The organism is Oculatella sp. LEGE 06141 (assembly GCF_015207605.1).
GTDB lineage: Bacteria > Cyanobacteriota > Cyanobacteriia > Elainellales > Elainellaceae > Oculatella.
This window is the reverse complement of the sequence record NZ_JADEWO010000006.1, coordinates 121,235-143,224: the sequence shown is the minus strand read 5'-3', so window position 1 is coordinate 143,224 and position 21,990 is coordinate 121,235. Positions and strand designations below refer to the sequence as shown.

Sequence of the window (21,990 nt, the reverse complement as noted above, 5' to 3'; positions counted from 1 at the left end):
TGAACAAACCTCAAATGACATCGACCCTGACCCCTTCAGCAAGCGCCAAAATGGGCGGCACGGTTCACTCGTTTCAGTGGAACTGGCAAGGCCAGCCGTTGACCGTTGTTTATGAGGTGTTGGGTAGTGGAACGCCTGTTCTGCTGTTGCCAGCCTTCAGCACCGTTTCTACGCGAGCAGAAGTAGGGGGATTGGCAAACGAGTTGCAGCCTCAGTTTCAGACCGTTGCTTTAGATTGGCCTGGTTTTGGTGAGTCCGACCGCCAAAAACTAGAGTATCAACCCGCTCTTTATCACCAACTGCTGCACGATTTTATTCAGGCTGTGTTTAATCAGCCTATGGTGGTGGTGGCCGCAGGCCATGCGGCAGGCTACGCGGTGCGGTGGGCAGCCACTCAGCCCGATCGCTGCTCTAAGCTGGTACTGGTGGCTCCTACCTGGCGTGGCCCGTTAGCGGTCATGGGATTACCGGAATCTGTGAGAACGGCAGTGCGGCAAACGGTGCGATCGCCCCTGGTTGGGCAAACTCTCTACAAGCTCAACACTGCGCCCTCGTTTCTAAAGCTGATGTACCGTCGTCACGTTTATGTAGACGCTGAACGGCTGACCCCAGAATTTATTGAGCAAAAGTACGATAGCACCCAACAACCCGGCGCACGCTTTGCACCTGCTGCATTTGTCACCGGAGGCTTAGATCCAGTTGATAATCAGACTGACTTTTTGGCAATGATGCGATCGATTGCTGCCCCCAAACTGGTGGTCATTGGCGAGCAAGCGCCACCCCGCTCAAAAGCAGAAATGGAGGCGATCGCTCAGTTAGCGGATGTGGCATCCAAACGGCTTCCCGGCTCGCTTGGCATTCACGAAGAATACGCGGTTGAAGTAGCCGGAGCGATTCGGCCTTTTCTGTTAGCTTGATCGCGGCTTGGGGCAACTTTGTGAGTCGCCCCGATAGAGAGGTTGCAGTTTTAAGCAGTTTTAAACGGATGCGATCGAACTCAGGCGACCGAGCGATTACCGATCTTACGCCAGAAGGCCAGATACCCAAAAATTAGCCAACCTGCCAGAATCGCCGCGGTGAACAGCAAAACGGGCACCATGCCAAATTGATTAATCAGCGTTGGCGCGGCTCCTGTAAATAAACCACCGCCCACAATTGGCTCAAAGAACAACTGCTTATAACCAAAACTTTCATACGCGCCAGAGCGGTTGTCCTTATCTACCATTTGCAGCAGCACTAAGCCTGTTGCCGTAACGCCCATCGACTGCCCCAAATCGGCTATGCCCCGTTCAAACCAGTAGGTTGGAAAAAGGCGCGGTGCCAGGAAGAGGAACATCAGCACATTCCAGGCAACACCCGCCACCGACAGAATCAGGAACGGAATTAGGTTTGCTCCCAGTACCGTCAGCGAAATGGATGCCAAAGCCGTAATGACGGTAACATCCAGCGCTACTCCTGCAATGCGGCTCATCATGCGAGGGCTAACCAGATAGCCTCGACCCAGCTTTTCCAAAGCAATTTGGACAATGATGCCGCCAATCAGCGCGAGCGGGAAGAGGGGAATATTACCCAGAATTTCAATCCCTTCTCCACCCACATTCCAGGTGACGGATTCAATCCACACTAGCGCTTGCAAAAGCAACCAACCAATGGCGATCGCCAACCCCACATAGCCAAAGTGGAGCGTTAGCGGGTCGATCAACAAATCGCGTCGGCTGCCATCTGGACGATACTGCTCATCTGCGGTAGAAATTTGCCCCGCTTCTAGATGAACCCCTTCAGGCGTGTGTGGATCAGGAACCGTTTGCCCTGGCGGCACTTCATCCACCTGGGTTTGAATATGCCCATTTCTGCGTCCCCAATCTGCCAGCGCTGTTCCGGCAATAATCGCCGTGACAATGCCAACCGTTGCCAGCCCTAACGCCATGTCGCCGCCTTCCGGAAAGTCCAGAGCAGTGAGGGTTTCGGCCATTCCAGCCGCCGTTCCGTGCCCTCCTTCAAACGCCATTTCAATCAACGCCCCAGAAATTGGACTCATGTTGAAGAAGGGAACCAGGATCAGCAAAGCCAGCAAAATCCCGATCACATACTGCCCCCAGGCCAGCGTTTGCCCAAAGACCACCTGCGGCGCAGCCTGCCGCCAAATACTGCGCGGGCTGGGAATAGGCTGCCCCAGAAACAGAGCGGCAAATACGATGTTGATGAATAAACTGGGTGAGGCTGACCAAACTTCTTGCATTGTGGCTGGAAACAAGCCGTTTGCCAGCAGTGTGTTCTCGCCAGCGATCGATCGGGCAACGGCACCCAGCGCATCTGGCCCTAACAGCAGAGCAATCAGTCCAGCCACAATGGAACTGGGAATGAACAGCGATTGTAAAAAACCAATCCGCTGCCGTACAAACCTGCCAACTAAAACCAACAGCCCTAAAACCACAAAGGCAAAGAAGACATCTCTGAAATTGTAAGTAACGGGTGCTTGAGCTTCTTGGGCTAATGCCATTAATGCACCTGGCCCTAAGAGTAGAAAAAGGGTTGCCGCAATTGAGATTAGAAAAAACAGCGATCGCCGTCCCATCCAGCGCTGTTTAATCAGCTGCTTAACCTCCCCAATGATTGCAATTAAGGCAAAGAGTAGAAGAAAAAGGTAGACGTTAGTCATGGCATTATTTAGACCGTTTCTACTAATTTCAACGGTCACTAAATTGGTGAATTTCAACGCAACCGAAAAGAGCCGTAATGCTTCAGAGAGTCAAGATTAGCTAGTTGCTAAATTAGAGAAACTGAAGACGATTCGAGCAAAACAAACGACTTTTAGAAGTGGTAGTAAGGTTGTAACTTTCAATCAAAGGATAATGCCGTAGCTAGGTTTACCATCGGTTTTAGTTTGATGGTAATTCATCCCAAAGATGTATTTCTTGCCGTCCAATAGGCATAACTTGACACTAAAACAAAACTGTTTTGTTGTTAATTTTTGGGTTACATATCTTATTGATTAAAACTGGTTTTCGGTCGTTTCTATGCCGTTGTCTATGGAGTTATCGTTCTTGCCTGAGCCGCCCGGGTAACGGTAGGACACTTCATAGACAGGAACAAATTGATTGAACTTCGGGCTAGTTCAGCCTTAATCTGAAGCCAGTATCGGGTGGGAATTGGCACAAGACGCTGAATGGCAAACTTATTACTGTCTCTCTTGTCTGTCGCGGCTTGGCAGGCAAGATTGCGCTTTAAACAGAAAATTCGTCACGTCGCTTCGGTTCAAGAGACGTTTTTGCAAACGCTGCTCCGGCACCATCAAGGAACGGCCTTTGGGCAAGATTATGGACTGGCCGACATCAAAACAGTGGATCAGTTTCGGGAACGCATTCCCGTATTGCCGTATAGCTGCTACGAACCCTACATCGAGCGCATTGCCAATGGCGAGGCGAACGTACTCAATCCAGATCCGGTGGTTTATCTCAACCTAACCAGTGGCACAACCGGAAAGCAAAAATTGGTGCCAGTGACCGATCGCTCGCGCCGGATTTTGGATCGAGCTAATCAGGTCAGCATGGGGTTCGCAATTCAGGCGGCTCATCGCCACGGTCGGCGCATTGGTAAGATGCTGCTCACCAGTTCCGTGCAACTGCTAGGCCATACGGCGGGCGGCATTCCCTATGGGCCAGTCAGCGCTGGCAACTTGCGGCTGCTGGGTTCGTTTTATCAGCAGATCTTTGCGCACCCGTTTGAAGCGCTAAAACCCGCAGACACGTTAGCCCGTCATTACGTTTGTTTGCTGTTTGCTCTGCGCGATCCGTCGCTGGCGGTGATTGGGGCTAATTTTCCTGTCCTGGCACTGCGGCTGTGCGACTATCTGGAGACGTATGCCGAAGACCTGGTTCAAGATTTGGCAACAGGAACGATCGCCCCCTGGCTCAACCTTGAACCAGAGCTACGAACGACCTTAGAACGGCAATTATCTCCTGCTCCCAAGCGTGCAGCTCAACTGCGCCATACGTTGAAAACCGCAGGACGGCTGACTCCTCAACTGGCATGGCCTAATCTTTCCTTTCTCACAACAGCCAGAGGCGGCTCGTCTGATTTTTACTTCCAGCGGTTTCCAGATTACTTTGGCAACACTCCCATTTTTGGCGGCATTTATTCTTCCTCTGAAGCCACCTTTGGCTTGTACAACGACTTCAACACCGATGGCACGGTTCTCTCAATCGAAAGCGCCTTCTTTGAATTTGTCCCAGAGGATCAATGGCACCTGACGCAGCCCAAAACAGTGCTGGCCGAAGAGGTTAAGGTAGGCGAACTGTACCGCATTCTAGTGACCAATTACAGCGGCTTTTACCGCTACGACATTGGGGATGTGGTTGAGGTGGTTGGGTTTTATGAGCGCGCTCCATTGATTACGTTTCGTCACCGTTTAGGCGGGTTGCTGTCGTCTACCACCGAGAAAACTACAGAGTTTCACGTGGTGCAGGTTATGCAGCGGTTGCAGCACGAGTTTGGCGTAGCGCTAGAAAACTTTTGTGTCACGCTCTCGGAGCAAAACGTGCCACCTCATTACCTGGTCAATATTGAGCGGGTGCCCGACCAGCATCCGGTGGATTGGGCAGCGTTTATTGAACAGTTCGATCGCCACCTGCAAGAAATTCATGTGTCGTACGCCAACAAGCGGATCGATCGTCAAATACCGCCGCCCCGGTTACGGATTTTAGCCTCTGGCAGCTATGCCATTCTGCGTCAACGTCTGTTGCAGCGGGGCACCCATGAATCTCAGCTCAAATTTCCGCATATCAATGAAGATCGCCATTTTCTGTCCGGGTTAACGGTCGAGCGTGAAGTGCGATCGCCTGAGGATAATGGGTATGCAAAGCCCATTAGGGCGCTGGAGCAATAGCGATCGATCAACGTCAATCGAAATCAAATTTCAGATCATCAGTCAATGATGATCTGAAACTGATGATCTAACGTGTGGTTCTATTTAGAGGACGTGAATGAAAGGCTTACTGAGCAACATCGTCAAAAAATTAGAAAGTTTAGTGCCGGAGTATTCTCTGGTGGGAGATTCCGTTTTTTTCACCAAGGAGCAGTTTCCCTGGGTGGATGAGCTAGAAGCCAACTGGAAGGTGATTCGGCAAGAGCTAGATCAGGTGCTTCAGCACACAGAGGCGTTGCCCAACTTCCACGATATCTCGCCTCGACAGCAACGCATTGCCGGAGACAATCTCTGGAAGACCTACTTCTTCTGTGCGTTTGGCTTTACAGCGAAAAAGAATTGCGATCGCTGTCCCGAAACCTGGAAGCTGCTTCAGCGTGTTCCCGGTCTTAAGGTGGCGTTTTTCTCCATCCTGGCACCCGGAAAGCACATTCCCGAGCATCGCGGCAAGCACAAAGGCATCTTGCGCTATCACCTGGGGCTGGTGGTGCCAGAGCCAAAAACGGCCTGCCGCATTCGAGTAGCCGATCAAATCGCCCACTGGGAAGAAGGCAAAAGTTTAATTTTTGATGACACCTTCTACCACGAAGTCTGGAACGAAACGGATGGGCACCGGGTGGTTCTCTTCCTGGATATTATTCGCCCGATGCGGTTTCCCATGTCGTTGGTGAACTGGTTGGTGTGCCAGATCCTGGCACTGTCCCCTGTGGTGCAAGGAGCCAGACTCAACCACGAAAACTGGGAAAAACAGTTTGAGACGCTGGTGAAATAGGGTTGATGCTAAACCAGCAGAGGGCAATCGGTTCCCTGCTGGTTTGCCTGGTTAAAAGAAGGACTGCGATCGCTCTCCCCTCAGCGCTTTTGAGCCGGAAACCAACTCAGCAATGCGCTCGCCACTGCAACGCCAGCCGCCACATAGAACACGGTGGTTAACCCAGAATACTTCCACACTGGCCCCAGAAAGAGCGGAGAGAGAAACTGCCCCATTGAGTTTAAGCCAGTGCCAATCGCCAAGACGCTAGCCCGTAATTCTGAAGGGGCGAGGCTAGCCAGACTGTCGTACACGTTTGGCACCACAACGCCAAACCCCATGCCAAACAGCACAGCGGTTGGCAAAATCCAGTGCAGGTGATGCAAAAAGGGAATGGTGGCTAACGTCACTGCCATGACACAAAAACCAAGTGCGATCGCCTCTTCCGTCCCTAACCGCTTTGCCAGACGGGTTGCTAATACCGCAGAAACAATAGCCGCACCGATGGCTCTCACCGCCAGCACGCAGCCGTTTAATGCGGGGCCTGCTCCAATTACCTCTTTGAGATAAAGCGGCGTATAAATCACCACAGAGTACACGATCGCCGCTGCCAGCAGCAGGGTTAAATACAGCCGAATGGCCTGGGGTTTGCGTAATACCTGCGTGAGCTTGGCTCCCTCGTCGGCTGTAATGCCTACAGATGACTTGGAGCGGTTATCTTGCAAGATCAGGGCGGCAAACAGTGCGGTTGGTAAACTTAATCCGTAAAGGTAAAAGGCATAGCGCCAGCCAAACGAGCCAACCCAACCGCCCAATAGCGGAATCAAGATGCTAGCGGTCGTCATGGCGCTAGTGGCATAGCCCAACACGCGCGATCGCGCCTCACCGCTGTAGAGATTTCCTAGAAGGCCAATACTGGCGGCGGCAATGCCACCACTCGCTACTCCTAGCAACGCCCGTGATGCCAGTAGCGGCACCAAGCTATTCATAAACCCTCCGGCCACCCCACAAACCGCATACAGCAGCAGAGCGGGCAGCAGCACACGCAGTTTGCCGACTCGATCGGCCAAAATGCCCAACAGAGGCGTAAAAACAGCGATCATCAACGCATGCATACTCACCAATGTGCCTGCCCAACGCGGATCGAGCTGAAGTTGCAGCACGATTTCAGGCAACACAGGTGAGACAACCCCCCCGGTCATGGTGGTTAAGCACCCAGCCACCAGAAGAACCAGTAACGTTGGTAATTTCGAGTTTTTCTGAGGGGAAAGATACCGAGAAGATTGGTTCAACAGGGCTTTTTCGCCAGATGTCATAGAAAAAAAAAGGAAACCCACTGTTCGGTGTAGCACGTCAGTGCCTGCTTTATCTGCCTAGAATGTGACGGTTGCAGAGAGTGTCTAAGGAAACACGTATTTTTGCAGCCGGCCATGATTGACTAGTAAGTGGCACAAAAGCTACAGATTGTCCCGTTTAAACGATCGTTACAAAGGATGAGAGGCAAAAGGCGGACACTAAAACTGACGCGATCGTCCAGCCGTCAGCTTGTCCGTAATCGAACACACAAAGCAGGCAACAAAATTCATCACTGGCGGTTTCTGGCAAGCGTGGACAATGATTGCCGATCAACAGCTTGATGATGCCAACGGCTGTTGTATAAAAAATAATCCAACAATTATCGCTCTCCAGCGGTTAATCGTTAAGCAGTATGAACAATTTATGCAACAATCGAGTCAATCAACTAAAAGCCACAGTGGGAACTCCCAAACATCGGTTGCCCTGCCGAGAGCCAAGGTTGCTGACCAGGTTGAGCTAACTCAAGAATGATCAATCGGATGAAGGTAAAAGCGACAACGTCAACCACACAACTGCTTTCCGCTGGGTTGGTTTACTGTTTGCAACGAACTCAGCGCTTCTGCCGATACCAGAAGTCGCTAAGAAGTGAGTTCAATGTCACAATCACAGTTGTGAGCGCCTCTTTACCGCAGCGTTGGATTCGATTTGGGTAGTACCCTTTGGCATAAACCAACTGTGAACCGAGAGGCAATTAAGCGACTTAATCGAAAGGTGAGGGGAGTTTACTGTGCAAGTTATTAAGGAATACGTTCAGCGGTGGTACGAGAGCGGGCTTGATCCAGACGAGTTTATCTGCCACGGCAGACAGGGCAACTTGGTGGATATTGAAGAGGCCGATACCGGGGTGCGGCGCACGGTGCTGACCTTTTGTACCAATGATGTTTTGGGATTAGTTCAAAATCCGGCGGTGCGGCAAGCGTCGATCGATGCCATTCTGCAATATGGCACGTCCAACAGTTCTTGCTCGGTCTTGAGCGGTCGCATCGATTTGCACCGTCAGTTGGAAAACGAAATTTCTGCCTTCAAGCATCTGCCCCATACGCAGCTTTTCTTGAACGCATGGATGGCGATGCAAGCCTTGATGGATGCGTTTTGCCATCTGGCTATTCCGGTACCAGGGTTTCAGCACACGCGTGAAACGCTGATCATGACCGATGTACTCAATCATGGCTGTATTGTTTCGGCGATCGCCAACGCCGGGACGCGATCGGGTAAGCTGTTTGGCCACAGTCCCAGGGTACGGGTGCGAGCCTACCGCCATTGCGATATGGAAGACCTTGCCCGCAAGCTGCAACGCTACGCGCGACCAGACGATCGGATTTTGGTGGTTTCGGATGCGGTGTTTTCGATGGACGGTGACATTGCACCACTGCCTGAAATGCTGAATGTTTTGCAAAACTATGAAGGCAGCGTCCTGGTTATGGATGAAGCCCACGCCAGTGGCGCGTTAGGTGCAACGGGTCGTGGCATCTACGAACACTTTGGTATGCTGCCCCAGCAAGCGATCGAACGGGGCGTTGTACCGCTGATTATGACGACCTTTTCCAAGTTTGCTGCTTCAGCCGGTGCCGCCATCAGTACGCATGTGGCAGAACTGAAGCCGTTGCTTAACTGTTCGCCCACCTCAATTGGCACCATTTCACTACCCCCTCCCACCACGGCAGCGGCGCTAGAAAGCATCCGGCAGGTGCGTCAGCATCCGGCTCTGGTGCAGCGGCTTCACGAAAATACAGACTATCTGCGATCGTGCTTAATCGAAAACGATTTCACGCCAATCGGAGAAACCAATGTAATTCCCGTGATGCTGCCTCCCGAAATCAATCCAAAGCACTTTGCCCGAATTTTGATGCATGAGCATGGGTTGTGGGTTTCGCCCATCTGGTTTATCGCCAAGCCGCGTCTGCGGCTAACGGCCAATGCTACCCATACCCGTGAAGAAATCGATCGACTGATTGCTGGGATGGTTGCCGCACGCAGCTTAATCTACAAATCGACCATTAGCGCTTAACCGCTATTGCAAATGGACTGGTTAGGGTGGGCAATGCCCACCCTTTTGTGTTCTAACCCTTCGCACTGCTTTAGGCGAACGCAGAGGAACCCAAGTCGGGCGGAATGTCCTGCCATCGACCTGAACCCACTGCTCTGACGGCTTCCTGTAGGGATAGCTCTCCCGTGTAAAGGGCACGACCCACGATCACCCCTGTGACTCCAAGCGGTTCCAGCGACAGCAGCCCCAAAACATCGGTCAGGGAACTGACCCCTCCTGAAGCAATCACAGGTACAGAAACGGTTTGAGCTAGTTCTCGCAGTGCATCACGATTCGGCCCTTTTAGGGTGCCGTCGCGGTGAATGTCGGTGTAAATGATGGCGGCGGCTCCTGACTCGGCCATTTGGCTGGCCAGTTGGGTGGCGTCCACTTCTGACGTTTCTAGCCAGCCCCGAGTTGCTACCTTGCCGTTTCGAGCATCAATTCCAACCACAATCTGGCTGGGAAATGCCTGACACAACGTCTGAACCAGGTCGGGTTGCTCTACTGCGACAGTGCCCAAAATGACTCGCTGCACGCCCTTTGCCAGCAGGTCAGCGACGCTCTGCCGATCGCGCAAACCGCCGCCCACCTGTACCGGAATGTTTACAGACTGCACGATCGCCTCGATCGCCTCCCAATTCACCGGATGACCCACCTTCGCGCCATCCAGGTCAACCAAATGCAGCCGGGTTGCGCCCTGTTCTTCCCACTGTCGTGCTACCGCTACCGGATTTTCATCAAAAACCTGCGATTGCTCATAATCTCCCTGATAGAGCCGCACACAGCGCCCTTCGAGCAGATCAATTGCTGGGATGACTTCCATTACTGCTACTGCCTCTGGTCTAACGTATTACAACCTGTTTCCATTCAATCAGGTATTTTGACATCATTTATGGCTGCTATTCCCGTTGTTGATTTCCATGCTTTTCGTTGCGGTAGCTTTGCCGAGCGCCAGTGTGTTGTGGCTCAGATGTATCAGGCATTTCATCAGGTTGGATTTTTATATCTCAAATCGGTGGGGATGCCTCCAGGGTTATTAGAACAGATGTTTGCTCAAAGTCAGCAATTTTTTCAACAACCGCTGGCCGTAAAACAGTCGCTGGCCTGGTCAACGGCGATTTGCAATCGAGGCTATGTTGCGATCGCCCGTGAACGGCTAAATCCGGCTCAACCGGGTGATTTAAAGGAAGCGTTCAACATGGGTCGGGAGCGTCCACGCGAAGCGAACGATCCGACTCTGACTAATGTGTGGCCGTCAGCGTTGCCCTACTTCCGAGAAACGGCGTTAGCGTTCTACGAGGCTTGTACCGCTTTAGTGGCTGAGATATTGCAGGCGATGGCTCTATCGCTTCGGCTTCCGAGCGATTTTTGGGTCAGCCGTCACTGCCAGCAACAGCACACCCTGCGATTGCTGCACTACCCCCCTCTGGTTAACCCGCCTGACCCCGGACAACTGCGAGCGGGTGCCCATTCAGACTATGGCAGTATTACGCTGTTGTTTCAGGATGCGATCGGTGGTCTAGAAGTGCAAACGGCTAGCGGAGAATGGACGATCGCCCCTCCTCTTGCAGACACCGTTTTAATTAACCTGGGTGACCTGATGGAACGATGGACAAACCATACTTTCCGTTCTACTCAGCACCGAGTGGTTATTCCAGCCAACGCTGCCCGGTCTCGTTATTCGATCGCCTTCTTCTGTCACCCGGATGATGAGGTCGAGGTGGCCTGTTTAGAGCCTTGCCAAAGTTCATCCCATCCGCCGCTATATCCACCGATTTTGGCAAAGGATTACCTGCTGAGTCGGCTTCAAGCCACGTATTAGGCGCGTTTGGCTGTGAATTGGGAAGTGTGGAATTTGTAAGTGTCGAACGGTCACGCTCTGGTCTTAGACAGAGCTACGTTGGCGTTGGTTGAACCGGATAGGGCAATCTCGGTCATCAGGCGCTTTGATGGGGCAATGGCGATCGCAGTAGAATCTGCCAAAAGGCCGAACTTTAATGCAGTAATCAACGGTTGAACTGGGTTGAACTTAAAAGAATCTACATCATCTGGCAATAGTGCTGCACTTCGCCTAACCTCAAAGAAGAGGTGTAATCTGACAGCCGTTTGGTTGTCTGTGCTTTAAGTGTATGCAACTTACTTCCAAAGACACGATCGCTCCTTCTGGCCTTACCCATGAGACGTTAACGTTGGACGTTAAGGGCATGAAGTGTGCCGGTTGTGTTAAGGCCGTGGAAAATCAGCTCACTCAACACCCCGGCGTTATTTCGGCGACCGTGAACCTGGTGACGGAAGTGGCAACCGTCGAGTGTGAAACAAGAATCGACCCGACGACGCTAGCCAACACGCTAACCCAGGCAGGCTTTCCAACGGAACCTCGCATTCACTCTCAGGCTGTCGCCAGTTTGGGAGAGGTCGCTCCGGTTGATCCGGCTGAACAGCAGCGGCGACACACTCATCAACTGTTGCGCCAGGTGGCGATCGCAGCAACATTACTGGTGTTATCGGTAACCGGGCACCTGAAGCACTTTGGCTGGTTCACCGTTCCTGTTCTTAGCAACATCTGGTTTCATGGCGGATTAGCAACGCTAACGCTAATCGGCCCTGGTCGCCCGGTGATTGTGGACGGCTGGCGAGGGCTACGGCGCAATGTGCCAAACATGAACACCCTGATTGGCCTGGGAACATTAACGGCGTACCTTGCCAGTGTGGTGGCATTACTGTTTCCCACGTTGGGGTGGGAGTGCTTTTTCGACGAACCTGTAATGCTGCTTGGCTTCATCCTGCTGGGACGAACGTTAGAACAACACGCTAGAAGCCGCGCTACATCAGCCCTAACTTCTCTAGTTGCCCTGAAACCCACGCTTGCCCGGCTGATCGCTTCCGATTCTAACGACCCGGCGATCGCTCCATCGCGCCCTACCGAAATTCCGGCAGAACAGGTCACCGTTGGGCAATGGCTGCAAGTGCTTCCTGGCGAAAAGGTTCCGGTCGATGGCGAGGTGGTCGCCGGTCAAACCACGGTGAACGAATCGATGCTGACCGGAGAATCGATGCCAGTGCTGAAACAACCCGGAGATCTGGTTGCCGCTGGCAGTTTGAATCAGTCGGGAGCGATCGCCCTAAAAGCGACTCGGACGGGCAAGAATACGACCCTGGCAAAAATAATCAAGCTGGTTGAAGACGCGCAGGCTCGTAAGGCTCCCATTCAACGCATTGCCGATGTGGTGGCCGGATATTTTACCTACGGTGTAATGGCGATCGCCCTCTTCACCTTTCTTTTCTGGTATTTTGTCGGCATTCCTCTCTGGGGCAGCGATTGGGCAATCAGCAGTGGGCACGACGGGATGATGCACAACCCTGCAATGGTAGCGATGCATCCCACACCGTTGCTGTTGAGCCTGAAGTTGGCGATCGCAGTGCTGGTCATCGCCTGCCCCTGTGCCCTTGGTTTAGCCACTCCTACGGCGATTCTGGTTGGGTCAGGCATTGGTGCCGAGCGCGGGTTGTTGATTCGCGGGGGCGATGTGCTGGAGAAGGTGCATAATCTGCATACCGTCATCTTTGACAAAACTGGGACACTCACCACCGGGCACCCTGTTGTTACTGATTGTGTCCCATTGCTAGAGTCTGTTTCTGCTGCTGATCTGCTTCAACTGGCGGCAACGGTGGAAAGCGGCACGCGCCATCCTCTAGCGCTGGCGATTCAGCATCAGGCACAGCAACAACACCTTGCCGTTCTCAAGGCGCAAGATTTTTATACCGAGCCAGGATTTGGCGTGTCGGCTTGTGTGTCGGGTCAGTTGGTGGTGTTGGGCACAGAAGCCTGGTTAAACCAGCAAGGAATGCATCTGAGCGCAGAGACGCTAGCGCAAGCACAAGAGCTGGCGGCGGCAGGCAAAACGGTGGTGTATGTGGCTCAGAATGGTGTGGTGATTGGGTTGCTGGCGCTTCAGGATACGCTGCGTCCCGATGCCGAAACAACGGTGGCACGGCTGCACCAGATGGGGCTGCGCGTCATGCTGTTGACCGGAGATCAGGCTGCGGTGGCTGAGGCGATCGCTCGTCCTTTAGGATTGTCCCAGGAGAACATTCTGGCTAACGTTCAGCCTGATGGCAAAGTAGCCGCTATTCGGCAGCTACAGCAGCAAGGGCAGCGGGTTGCAATGGTGGGAGATGGCATTAACGATGCGCCAGCCCTGGCTCAGGCGGATGTCGGTATTTCTATGCACTCTGGAACCGATGTCGCCATCGACACCGCCGAGATTGTTCTGATGCGCGATCGCCTAGTGGATGTCGTAGAATCGATTCGACTAAGTTCTGCAACGTTCAACAAGATTCGGCAAAACTTGTTTTGGGCTTTTGCTTACAATGTTGTTGGCATTCCGGTTGCGGCAGGAGCGTTGTTGCCTTTATTTGGAATTATTCTCAGTCCGGCAACCGCAGGAGCGCTGATGGCGTTTAGCTCGGTAAGTGTTGTTACAAGTTCCTTGTTTTTGCGTCGTACCTACCCAGCATCAGGGTTTTAGTAGCGGATTGGCTCAGTGTTACCATCAGGGGAGAGCAGCCCGGTTTATATCAGTTCTAGACAAGTTCCGTCTGGTTGCAAGGTTAGAAGCTATCATCGATTCGGCTGGAGTAAAGACTAGAGCAACCGATCCTTGAATTAAGTTCATTCACGATGAAATTAGTCAAGTTTCAACACGCCCTATCAGCAGCGCTGACCGCTAAATTAGTACCCAAATTTAAAGGGTGGCCGTTTGGCTTGTCTGCTTAACTTTAGTCATAGAGAGTCAAGAGCCTCGAAACGTCGGTTTCCTTTGCTCACTACCTTTCCTAGTAGTCACCTACCCACTTCGTTAATGACTTCAGAACCCCATCACAACCACCTGCTAATTATCGAAGACAACAAGGGGCGACGGGAATTTATTCTAGATAGCCCTGTCTATTCAATTGGTAGAGATCCCAAATGTGACATTCGTCTGGTTTCCCAATTCGTTTCTCGTCGCCACGCAACCCTGGTGCAGCTCCCCAACGAAGATGGCAGTTACTATTACCGCATCGTTGACGGCAACCTCAAAGGGAAACCCAGTGCTAACGGGCTGTTAATCAACGGTCGGAAACTACAGGCTCACGATCTTCAAGATGAGGACAAAATTGTGTTTGGCCCTCAGGTCTATGCTATTTACTATTTGTTGAAGCGAGATGCTATTTCTACGGTGCCCCCCGATGAGTTTGATATTACGCTCATCAGTCCAAACATGGTAGGAGAACCAGAAGACTGAGGCGCTTAACCTCTCAAACCATGGATGAGGGCTGAGCCACTTCTTCAAGTTTTGGTAGAACTCCGATAGAATTCGGCGTTAGTGCTGATGATCCAGGTTAGCTGATGGAGTAATGGCTGAATGAACAGGAGTGCAGCAACCATTGCCGTCTTCACTTTGTGCCAGGCATTGCCTCTTTCGCTAACCCGTTAATCCTTAAACTTTTGCATAGTCGTCTTTGTGTCGAACCCTATCTTTCTAGACCCAAACCCAGCCTTTATGCAAGATGTTTATGGAAATGGCGAATTGAGTCCAGTAGCCGTTGAGGGCTTTACGCTAGGCAGACTGCCATCGTTGGGTGATGAGATTTAGCATTGTAATTACCACCTATAACCGCTTGTCTTTGCTAAGGCGAGCGATCGGTTCTGCCTTGGCACAAACGGTGGCTTGTGATGTTATTGTTGCAGACGATTACTCCTCAGATGATACGGAGGCGTATGTTCGTAGCCTGGGAGATCGGGTAATTTATTACCGCAATTCCGCAAATTTAGGGCATTCTGCCACGATTAACGCTGGAATTAAAGTAGCCACAGGCGACTGGATTAAGTTGGTAGATGATGATGATTACCTGGCTCCCGACTGTGTTGAGGCGATGATAGACGCGATCGCCCTTCGTCCTCAGGCGGTGCTTTGTTCGTGTCAGGCGATCCAGGTTGATGAAAGGGGGCATGAGTTAAGCAGAACGCGGCGAGCAGGCCCCAGCGATGTGTTCTACATTCCGCAAGAAGATATTCACTACGGTATGTTGCTGGAGCAGGTGCCGTTTGGAACGCCGATTCAGGTGGCGTTTCGTCGTGATGCTTTTTTAGAGTCGGGTGGGTGGGATTCGCGGCTGGATACTAACTTTGATGATGTCGATTCCTGGATTAAAATTGCTCAGTTTGGTGATGCTATTTTCATCAATCGTAGTTTGACGTATCGCACCATCTGGTTGGGGGCACGGAATCGGCAGTTTTCACTGGAACAGCGGCTGGCCAATAACATATTGGTTAAGGAAAAAATTTATAAACTGGTGAGCGATCGCTACCGTCTGCTTGTTCCGCCGCTGCCCGACATCAAAAACTATCTCAGGCTGCACTGGAGCATTGTGGCGCTAAAACAGAAATCGCTGGTAAGCGCTATTCGTATTGCAGTGCCAGCTTTGTTTTCGTTACCTGCTTGGCGGCTCTTGTTGATGGCAGTGCGATCGCGCCGTAGAGCAGAAGCGGTTAGCCTTATTCGTAAAATTGTTTTAAGCGAACCCCATTTTTGAATAGCTTTCTGTTGGGTGGTAATTTACAGCCGTTCTCAATCGAGTCAGCTACAGTCTCGCTAAGAGGGGTGTAGGGTGTGGTGAATGCAAATGAAAGTGGCTGTAGATGGCACTAAGATGCGGTTTGAAACAGATTAAATGTCTTCGTAAGGCGCAGCATTCGGTAGATAGCCCGGGAAATAGAGTCAGATGGATGGCTCATTGCTGACACAGAATTGGGAGCTTAGCACCTGCGGCAAGCCAGCAAAGGGGTCGGATCGAGCGGCAATCACCTTTAAAACATTCTCTAAATCACAAAATCAAACCGCCCGATACCGATCAGGAGCTGGTTCTGTTTTCATGTTGTTTTTGATTCGCACCACACACAAGCGGCGTTCGAGTCACACTCAACTCGTCGAGAAATTCTTAACTGGCAAAGCCGCGAGCCATTACTCCAACGCCGTTTTCTGGAATCATACTGTTCACGCTTTCCGCAAACCGGGCATCGTGCCCCTGTCCAAGATGAAGAGAGAAGAGATGCTAGAGAGGTAACTGAGCCGCATTTGGGTTGCCTGTCTCAGCCAATCTACGTCTGATCAAAACGCTTCCGGTTCGTCCAGCAACGTTTCGATCATCAAATCCATCTGCTGCTGCTGCTGATTCAAAAACGTTTCACACTGCCGCAGTCGTTCGATCGCGGTTGCAAACTGGTCAAATACTTCTGCCAGCTCTAACTCGCCCATCTCAATTCGATTGATGATGGACTCAATCTCGGCGACTGTTGCCTCATAGCTCCACTTAGATGACTGTGGAGAACTAGACGGGGTGTTGCCATCCAGCGGGGTGCTGGATGTAATGTGTAGGGCTTCGGAGCCAGTAGGGAAATCGCTCATACAACGTCTTGATCGGGATTAATCGCATCATGAGAATTCAAAATTTCAGAGATATGCACCTTCACCTGCCCGTGGGCAAGCTGAATCGTTAAGGGCTGAGCAGGGCTTAACTCGTCGATCGATCGCACAATCATGCCACTATCCTGCCGCACTACCGCATAGCCACGGCGCAACACCGCTTCTGGATCAAGCGTTTGCAGCTTTTGGCGCAACAAATTACAGTGCTGCGTTGCTTGCTGAAGCCGTTGTGCAGTGCTTTGAAGTAACCGTCGCTTTGTCCAGGCGATCGCTTGCCCCTGTTGCCGAATCTGGCGATCGACATGCAAGCGCTGGAGCCGACCCCGAATACGTTGAAGCCGATCATCCACCGTTTCTAAGCGGCTGCCAACCGCATCCCTGAGAGCCGTGATGCGCTCGCGATGCTCGTAATACAGGTCGGCGAGCATGGGCACCGCCTGTTCGGCAGCAGCAGTCGGCGTATGGACACAGATATCGGCCACCAAATCGGCCAGCGATTCGTCTCGCTGATGCCCAATGCCTGCCACGATCGGAATCGAGCAGTCGGCGATCGCGCGAACCACCCGTTCATCATTGAAACATGCCATGTCTTCGATTGCTCCACCGCCCCGCGACAGAATTAACACTTCGGCACGTCCATCTTGCTCGACTCGTTCGATGGCACGAACAATGGAGGTCGGTGCCTGGTCGCCCTGAACCAGCGCGGGTGAAAATAACACGTGCAACCCCGGATAGCGCCGCTTTAAGGTTCGCTTAATGTCGCCCCAGGCGGCGGCTTGGGGTGAGGTAACGACAGCAATCGTTTGAGGATGGGCAGGGAGCGATCGCTTCCGCTCTGCATCAAATAGCCCTTCCGTTTCCAGACGCTTGCGTAACTGGCGATAGCGCAGCGCTCGCAGTCCTTCACCAGCGGGAAGCGCCTGCCACACAATGAGCTGGTAGCTTCCTCGCTGGGGATGAACATGGATGCGACCCAAAATAATGAGCTGTTCTCCCTGGGTTGGCATCGTTGCCAGTTTGGTCAGTTGGCTGTTCCAAACCACACAGTTGATCGCAGCCTTAACATCTGGATCTTGCAGGGTAAAGAATAGCCCACTGCGATACCGACTGGCGCTTGACACTTCACCCGTGACCCATACTTGTCGCAGTTGGTCATCTTGCTCTAACAGCGCTTGGATGTAGGCCGTTAACCCCGCTACTGATAGTGCCGTATCTGGCAAGAGCAGATTGGGAATATCGTAAGTCATCGCTTGTAAATACTCGTAAGTTCAAATGGAGCAGTTGTTAGACTAATCAAGTGGACTGACGAGAAGCAGGTTCTTTAAATTATTAGTACATTTGTATGCAATACGGGTGTAAAAAAATTACAATAGATCGGGGATAACTGTTTATAGAGTAACTAGACTTGTCTCCATCAGTCAGTAAGCTTAAATGCAAACTGCTCTCTTAGTAACTCCCAATCACCCCGTAAATGCCGATCGCTGCCAACCCTCAAGGCAGTAAACCATCCCAGGTTACGATCCCGCAGATAACTCTGCCTTTCTCTACCTTATTTCATTCATCTTGATACTCTTCAGTAAATCCTGATTTGAGGCGCGAATGGCTAAAACCAGTAATGAAACTTCTGAAAAAGAAAAAGCTCTAAATTTGGTGCTAACCCAAATTGACCGCACGTTTGGCAAAGGCACCATTATGCGCCTGGGTGATGCCAGCCGCATGAAAGTTGAAACCATTTCCAGCGGCGCGCTGACGTTAGACCTGGCGTTGGGTGGCGGCTTACCTAAAGGTCGGGTTGTTGAAATTTACGGCCCCGAAAGCTCTGGTAAAACGACCTTGGCTCTGCACGCGATCGCCGAAGTGCAAAAAGTTGGCGGCATTGCTGCCTTCGTGGATGCAGAACACGCGCTTGATCCCACGTATGCGGCGGCAGTGGGCGTTGATATTGGCAACCTGCTGATCTCCCAACCTGATACGGGTGAAGCAGCGCTAGAGATTGTCGATCAACTGGTGCGATCGACTGCAATCGACCTTGTTGTGGTTGACTCGGTAGCGGCATTGGTGCCCAGAGCCGAAATTGAAGGCGAAATGGGCGATGCTCACGTTGGCTTGCAGGCGCGTTTGATGAGCCAGGCTCTGCGAAAAATCACTGGAAACATTGGTAAAACGGGCTGTAGCGTCATCTTCTTGAACCAGCTCCGGCAAAAAATCGGCATCTCGTACGGCAACCCCGAAACCACAACTGGCGGTAACGCACTGAAGTTTTATGCGTCTGTTCGCCTGGACATTCGCCGGATTCAAACCTTGAAGAAAGGGACAGAAGAATTCGGAATTCGTGCCAAGGTGAAAGTTGCCAAAAACAAAGTTGCTCCACCGTTCCGCATTGCTGAATTTGATGTCATCTTTGGTCACGGTATTTCGTCGCTCGGCTGTTTGATGGATCTGGCCGAAGAAACAGGAGTTGTTACCCGTCGTGGTGCCTGGTACAGCTACAACGGCGAAAACATTAGCCAGGGGCGCGACAATGCCGTTAAGTATCTAGAAGAAAGACCGGAGGTTGCCAAGCAAGTAGAGCAACAAGTCCGCGAGAAGCTGGAGATGGGCGCTGTTGTTTCTGCTAACTCAGTGACGCCAGTGGAGGTTGAAGAAGAGGAAGAGGCTTACGTGGAAGAGGACTAAGCCGCGTCGGTTTCTGAATCTATTGTTCTGGCTGTTCTGACAACAAAAAAGCGATCGCCTCGAAAAGCGATCGCTTTTTTGCATTTGTGCCCTATCCATGCCCTATCCCAAAGAGCGATCGAGACAGCAACCGTCAAATATTCAGCCGTTCGTAGACCTGATCTAGATGCTTCAAGTGTTGCTGTGGGTCAAAGCAGGTTTCAATCTCGCCAGCAGAGAGATGGTCTGTCACCTTAGCATTTTGAGCAATGAGAGCATGAAAATCGCCATCGGGTTGGTTCCACGCCGCATGGGCACAGGATTGAACCGTTGCGTAAGCCTCCTCGCGGCTCATGCCCTTTTCAACCAGAGCAAGTAACACTCGCTGACTGAAAACAACGCCCCCATAGCGATTCATGTTGCGCTCCATATTTTCGGGATAGACCAGCAGATGTTTCACCAAATCTGTGATTTCTACTAGCATGAAGTGCGTCAGAATACAGGCATCGGGTAGCATCACCCGCTCTACAGAACTGTGGGAAATATCGCGTTCGTGCCACAGAGCCACGTTTTCCAGAGCGGCAACAGCGTGCCCACGAATGATGCGAGCTAACCCCGTCAACCGTTCCGAGCGAATCGGGTTGCGCTTGTGGGGCATCGCTGATGAACCTTTTTGCCCCTTCGAGAAAAATTCTTCAACTTCTAAAACATCGGTTCGCTGCAAATTGCGAATCTCAACGGCAAACCGTTCAATTGAAGCGGCTACTAACGCCAGGGTTTGCACAAAGTCGGCGTGGCGATCGCGCGAAATCACCTGGGTTGATGCTGCATCAGGACTCAAGCCCAGCTTTTGACAGGCCAGTGCTTCTACCTGTGGCTCAATATTGGCGTAGGTGCCCACCGCACCAGAAATTTTGCCAACCGAGATCTGGTCTTGCAAGCGACAGAGGCGATCGCGGTGGCGCAGCACTTCTGCCAGCCACCCGGCTAGCTTAAACCCAAAGGTAATCGGTTCTGCATGAATACCGTGCGATCGGCCAATCATCACCGTATTGCGGTGCTGCTGCGCCTGATAGCGAATAGCCTGGATCAGCGCTTCTAGCTGTTCTGCGATGACATCTAGACTCGCTACCAGTTGCAGCGCCAGAGCCGTATCCAACACATCCGAACTGGTTAAACCCAGATGAATGTAGCGCCCCGCGTCGCCCACATATTCGTTAACGTTGGTCAAAAAGGCGATAACATCATGGCGAACTTCTGCCTCGATCGCCAAAATCCGTTCGGGGTCAAAATTTGCCTTTGCCTTGATTTCTTCAACAGCGTCAGCCGGAATATAACCCAGTTCGGCCTGTGCTTCGCAGACGGCAATTTCGACTTGCAGCCAGGTCTTAAATTTGTAGGTTTCTGTCCAGAGATCGCCCATCTCGGACAGGGTATAGCGTTCAATCAAGGCTCGTGTCGCAGAATACAACCGATATATTGTACAACCCAATCGAGCGATCGCCCCTGGCACCAGCGTTGAAAAATCAACAAACCTGGCTACAACCGTTATGCGTGAGGCAGAACGGTTTGGCTAAAGAAACGGCAACAGTTGACAATTGTTAACGATTGAGGGGAAGTGATGATGAACGATAAATACAGGGTCAGTTGAAGACATTTAGAAGGCATTAGGATGAAATTAGGCCGATCTGGAGTCTGGCAAGCAGCATTTCTGTTCTGCCAGTTTCCAATCCTCTAACTGAACCGAGGCAATGGCGATGCTGAACAACCGTATTGTCCTAAAAATGGCGAGATTGGGCGGCGATCGCGCCAGGGTCAACCCCACCACCGTCCTCCAGAACTCGTCCTGGCCGCCCCTTCAGCGTGCCACTGTGCGAGGCGTGGGAAAACGACAGACTTTGAAAAGGCTTGGTATTAGGGCGATCGCACTTTCCATACCGCTGGCGATCGGTGTCATCTCCACCGCCGTTGCCCAGGTGACTATCGTTCCAGATCAAGTTGCTCGTTCAACGCCCCCTCGCTTAGATGTACCCAGAGCATCCGAACGATTCTTTACGGAGGGTCGAGTGCAGTTTGAACGGGAGACTCAAACCCTGGTGGAACAGCAGTACACTTTTTCTGATTCTCTGCTAGAAATTCGTGCCGACTCTAGCCTCCAGGACATTCTGTTGCCCCTGGAAGACCCTGCATTACAGCAATACGAAATGAACGAGGGGAATGGGGATCGTACCCAGTAGTATCGCCACATCTGGCGAGTGGGCTATGGCGATCGCGCTCAACGCGGCTAGATTTGCACCTGCGAACGATGCTGGATAACTCGCCATCGCCTACACTTGGCTAAACTACACGTTAGCGATAGTAGTAACGTGCCAGCCTAATCGTTGTGTCAGTCGGGTAACCGTTGATGTCTGAGCCGATTCAGCCTGTAACTCTTCCTCCCAGCCGGGATGCTCAACAAGAGGGCATCTGGTTGGAAGCCGCATTATCAAACTGGCTTGATCAAGAATTTTTGCCGGAACCTGTGAACCAGCAAATTGCCCGCCGGGCATCTCAGGTGTATGTGCGGCAGCGCATGGAAGGCGAGAATGATGTTGGGTCGCTGGTGATTGCCATTTTGACCGAGATGCAAGCGTTTGATTTCTCCAAAAGCTTCTATAGCGAGTTTGCTGTAGCGAATGCAGTCAGCGATCTGCTGCTAGACAGTCTGGGTATCGATCGCTGCTGCGGACAATAACGAGCCACTTACAGCCATTCATTTGCATTCACCACACACCAAACCCTACACTCCACATCCATCCTGGCGAGACGG

At 51.9% G+C, this 21,990-nt stretch carries 19 protein-coding genes; 13 read left to right on the top strand and 6 right to left on the bottom strand.

Going from position 1 to position 21,990, the window contains the following annotated elements:
• The first annotated feature begins 14 nt into the window (after positions 1 to 14).
• Complete coding sequence (locus IQ268_RS06740) at positions 15 to 917, top strand: alpha/beta fold hydrolase (RefSeq protein WP_193876825.1); 903 nt, start codon at positions 15 to 17, stop codon at positions 915 to 917.
• A gap of 80 nt (positions 918 to 997) precedes the next feature.
• Here IQ268_RS06740 and IQ268_RS06735 read toward each other — a convergent pair whose 3' ends face one another.
• Positions 998 to 2,500, bottom strand: coding sequence for a sodium:glutamate symporter (locus IQ268_RS06735; RefSeq protein ID WP_193876906.1), 1,503 nt, complete (start codon positions 2,498 to 2,500; stop codon positions 998 to 1,000).
• Between the two features lie 666 nt (positions 2,501 to 3,166).
• Between IQ268_RS06735 and IQ268_RS06730 the strand changes: the two genes are divergently transcribed.
• Positions 3,167 to 4,885, top strand: a complete 1,719-nt coding sequence (locus tag IQ268_RS06730; protein ID WP_193876823.1) for a GH3 auxin-responsive promoter family protein — start codon at positions 3,167 to 3,169, stop codon at positions 4,883 to 4,885.
• 97 nt (positions 4,886 to 4,982) lie between these two features.
• On the top strand, positions 4,983 to 5,696 hold the full coding sequence (locus IQ268_RS06725; RefSeq protein ID WP_193876822.1) for an aspartyl/asparaginyl beta-hydroxylase domain-containing protein: 714 nt from the start codon (positions 4,983 to 4,985) through the stop codon (positions 5,694 to 5,696).
• 80 nt (positions 5,697 to 5,776) lie between these two features.
• Here IQ268_RS06725 and IQ268_RS06720 read toward each other — a convergent pair whose 3' ends face one another.
• Entirely contained in the window at positions 5,777 to 6,991 is a 1,215-nt protein-coding gene (locus tag IQ268_RS06720; protein ID WP_193876820.1) for an MFS transporter, read from the bottom strand.
• A 298-nt stretch (positions 6,992 to 7,289) separates the two neighbouring features.
• Between IQ268_RS06720 and IQ268_RS06715 the strand changes: the two genes are divergently transcribed.
• Both IQ268_RS06715 and IQ268_RS06710 read left to right on the top strand, forming a co-directional pair.
• Positions 7,290 to 7,502 carry a hypothetical protein gene (locus IQ268_RS06715; protein WP_193876818.1) on the top strand — a complete coding sequence of 71 codons (213 nt, stop codon included), beginning with the start codon at positions 7,290 to 7,292 and terminating at the stop codon, positions 7,500 to 7,502.
• A gap of 256 nt (positions 7,503 to 7,758) precedes the next feature.
• The gene (locus IQ268_RS06710) at positions 7,759 to 9,039 is read left to right on the top strand and encodes an aminotransferase class I/II-fold pyridoxal phosphate-dependent enzyme (protein ID WP_193876816.1); all 1,281 of its coding nucleotides are present in this window, start codon (positions 7,759 to 7,761) and stop codon (positions 9,037 to 9,039) included.
• Positions 9,040 to 9,109: 70 nt separating this feature from the next.
• Here IQ268_RS06710 and hisA read toward each other — a convergent pair whose 3' ends face one another.
• Positions 9,110 to 9,883 (bottom strand): 1-(5-phosphoribosyl)-5-[(5-phosphoribosylamino)methylideneamino]imidazole-4-carboxamide isomerase, encoded by a 774-nt coding sequence (gene hisA / locus IQ268_RS06705; RefSeq protein WP_193876814.1) that lies wholly within the window; start codon positions 9,881 to 9,883, stop codon positions 9,110 to 9,112.
• 69 nt (positions 9,884 to 9,952) lie between these two features.
• Here hisA and IQ268_RS06700 point away from each other — a divergent pair, with 69 nt between their 5' ends.
• The 5 genes from IQ268_RS06700 (at position 9,953) to IQ268_RS06685 (ending at position 15,636) form a co-directional block, all read left to right on the top strand.
• Positions 9,953 to 10,882 (top strand): isopenicillin N synthase family oxygenase, encoded by a 930-nt coding sequence (locus IQ268_RS06700; RefSeq protein ID WP_193876812.1) that lies wholly within the window; start codon positions 9,953 to 9,955, stop codon positions 10,880 to 10,882.
• A gap of 307 nt (positions 10,883 to 11,189) precedes the next feature.
• Complete coding sequence (locus IQ268_RS06695; protein WP_193876810.1) at positions 11,190 to 13,589, top strand: cation-translocating P-type ATPase; 2,400 nt, start codon at positions 11,190 to 11,192, stop codon at positions 13,587 to 13,589.
• Between the two features lie 333 nt (positions 13,590 to 13,922).
• Positions 13,923 to 14,345 (top strand): FHA domain-containing protein, encoded by a 423-nt coding sequence (locus tag IQ268_RS06690; RefSeq protein ID WP_193876808.1) that lies wholly within the window; start codon positions 13,923 to 13,925, stop codon positions 14,343 to 14,345.
• Between the two features lie 219 nt (positions 14,346 to 14,564).
• Positions 14,565 to 14,696: a hypothetical protein gene (locus IQ268_RS32790; protein ID WP_255527152.1), complete on the top strand. Its 132-nt coding sequence runs from the start codon at positions 14,565 to 14,567 to the stop codon at positions 14,694 to 14,696.
• On the top strand, positions 14,686 to 15,636 hold the full coding sequence (locus IQ268_RS06685; protein WP_193876806.1) for a glycosyltransferase family 2 protein: 951 nt from the start codon (positions 14,686 to 14,688) through the stop codon (positions 15,634 to 15,636). Before IQ268_RS32790 ends, IQ268_RS06685 begins: the two co-directional genes overlap by 11 nt.
• A 575-nt stretch (positions 15,637 to 16,211) precedes the next feature.
• Here IQ268_RS06685 and xseB read toward each other — a convergent pair.
• Positions 16,212 to 16,508: an exodeoxyribonuclease VII small subunit gene (gene xseB / locus IQ268_RS06680; RefSeq protein WP_193876804.1), complete on the bottom strand. Its 297-nt coding sequence runs from the start codon at positions 16,506 to 16,508 to the stop codon at positions 16,212 to 16,214.
• A complete protein-coding gene (xseA, locus tag IQ268_RS06675; RefSeq protein WP_193876802.1) occupies positions 16,505 to 17,773 on the bottom strand; it encodes an exodeoxyribonuclease VII large subunit in 1,269 nt (422 codons plus the stop codon). Before xseA ends, xseB begins: the two co-directional genes overlap by 4 nt.
• A 352-nt stretch (positions 17,774 to 18,125) precedes the next feature.
• Between xseA and recA the strand changes: the two genes are divergently transcribed.
• Positions 18,126 to 19,202, top strand: a complete 1,077-nt coding sequence (recA, locus tag IQ268_RS06670) for a recombinase RecA (RefSeq protein ID WP_193876800.1) — start codon at positions 18,126 to 18,128, stop codon at positions 19,200 to 19,202.
• Positions 19,203 to 19,335: 133 nt separating this feature from the next.
• On the opposite strand, the gene purB is transcribed toward recA, so the two are convergent.
• The gene (gene purB / locus IQ268_RS06665; protein ID WP_193876798.1) at positions 19,336 to 20,631 is read right to left on the bottom strand and encodes an adenylosuccinate lyase; all 1,296 of its coding nucleotides are present in this window, start codon (positions 20,629 to 20,631) and stop codon (positions 19,336 to 19,338) included.
• 307 nt (positions 20,632 to 20,938) lie between these two features.
• Here purB and IQ268_RS06660 point away from each other — a divergent pair, with 307 nt between their 5' ends.
• Together IQ268_RS06660 and IQ268_RS06655 are read left to right on the top strand one after the other, a co-directional pair.
• Complete coding sequence (locus IQ268_RS06660; protein WP_193876796.1) at positions 20,939 to 21,418, top strand: hypothetical protein; 480 nt, start codon at positions 20,939 to 20,941, stop codon at positions 21,416 to 21,418.
• Between the two features lie 167 nt (positions 21,419 to 21,585).
• Entirely contained in the window at positions 21,586 to 21,915 is a 330-nt protein-coding gene (locus IQ268_RS06655; protein ID WP_193876795.1) for a hypothetical protein, read from the top strand.
• Positions 21,916 to 21,990 lie beyond the last annotated feature (75 nt).

Bases quoted from the DNA above. Each gene is read 5' to 3' on its own strand.
- IQ268_RS06740 (WP_193876825.1), top strand. From the start codon at position 15: ATGACATCGACCCTGACCCCTTCAGCAAGCGCCAAAATGGGCGGCACG.
- IQ268_RS06735 (WP_193876906.1), bottom strand. From the start codon at position 2,500: ATGGCATTAGCCCAAGAAGCTCAAGCACCCGTTACTTACAATTTCAGA.
- IQ268_RS06730 (WP_193876823.1), top strand. From the start codon at position 3,167: ATGGCAAACTTATTACTGTCTCTCTTGTCTGTCGCGGCTTGGCAGGCA.
- IQ268_RS06725 (WP_193876822.1), top strand. From the start codon at position 4,983: ATGAAAGGCTTACTGAGCAACATCGTCAAAAAATTAGAAAGTTTAGTG.
- IQ268_RS06720 (WP_193876820.1), bottom strand. From the start codon at position 6,991: ATGACATCTGGCGAAAAAGCCCTGTTGAACCAATCTTCTCGGTATCTT.
- IQ268_RS06715 (WP_193876818.1), top strand. From the start codon at position 7,290: ATGATTGCCGATCAACAGCTTGATGATGCCAACGGCTGTTGTATAAAA.
- hisA (WP_193876814.1), bottom strand. From the start codon at position 9,883: ATGGAAGTCATCCCAGCAATTGATCTGCTCGAAGGGCGCTGTGTGCGG.
- IQ268_RS06700 (WP_193876812.1), top strand. From the start codon at position 9,953: ATGGCTGCTATTCCCGTTGTTGATTTCCATGCTTTTCGTTGCGGTAGC.
- IQ268_RS06695 (WP_193876810.1), top strand. From the start codon at position 11,190: ATGCAACTTACTTCCAAAGACACGATCGCTCCTTCTGGCCTTACCCAT.
- IQ268_RS06690 (WP_193876808.1), top strand. From the start codon at position 13,923: ATGACTTCAGAACCCCATCACAACCACCTGCTAATTATCGAAGACAAC.
- IQ268_RS06685 (WP_193876806.1), top strand. From the start codon at position 14,686: ATGAGATTTAGCATTGTAATTACCACCTATAACCGCTTGTCTTTGCTA.
- xseB (WP_193876804.1), bottom strand. From the start codon at position 16,508: ATGAGCGATTTCCCTACTGGCTCCGAAGCCCTACACATTACATCCAGC.
- xseA (WP_193876802.1), bottom strand. From the start codon at position 17,773: ATGACTTACGATATTCCCAATCTGCTCTTGCCAGATACGGCACTATCA.
- recA (WP_193876800.1), top strand. From the start codon at position 18,126: ATGGCTAAAACCAGTAATGAAACTTCTGAAAAAGAAAAAGCTCTAAAT.
- IQ268_RS06660 (WP_193876796.1), top strand. From the start codon at position 20,939: ATGCTGAACAACCGTATTGTCCTAAAAATGGCGAGATTGGGCGGCGAT.
- IQ268_RS06655 (WP_193876795.1), top strand. From the start codon at position 21,586: ATGTCTGAGCCGATTCAGCCTGTAACTCTTCCTCCCAGCCGGGATGCT.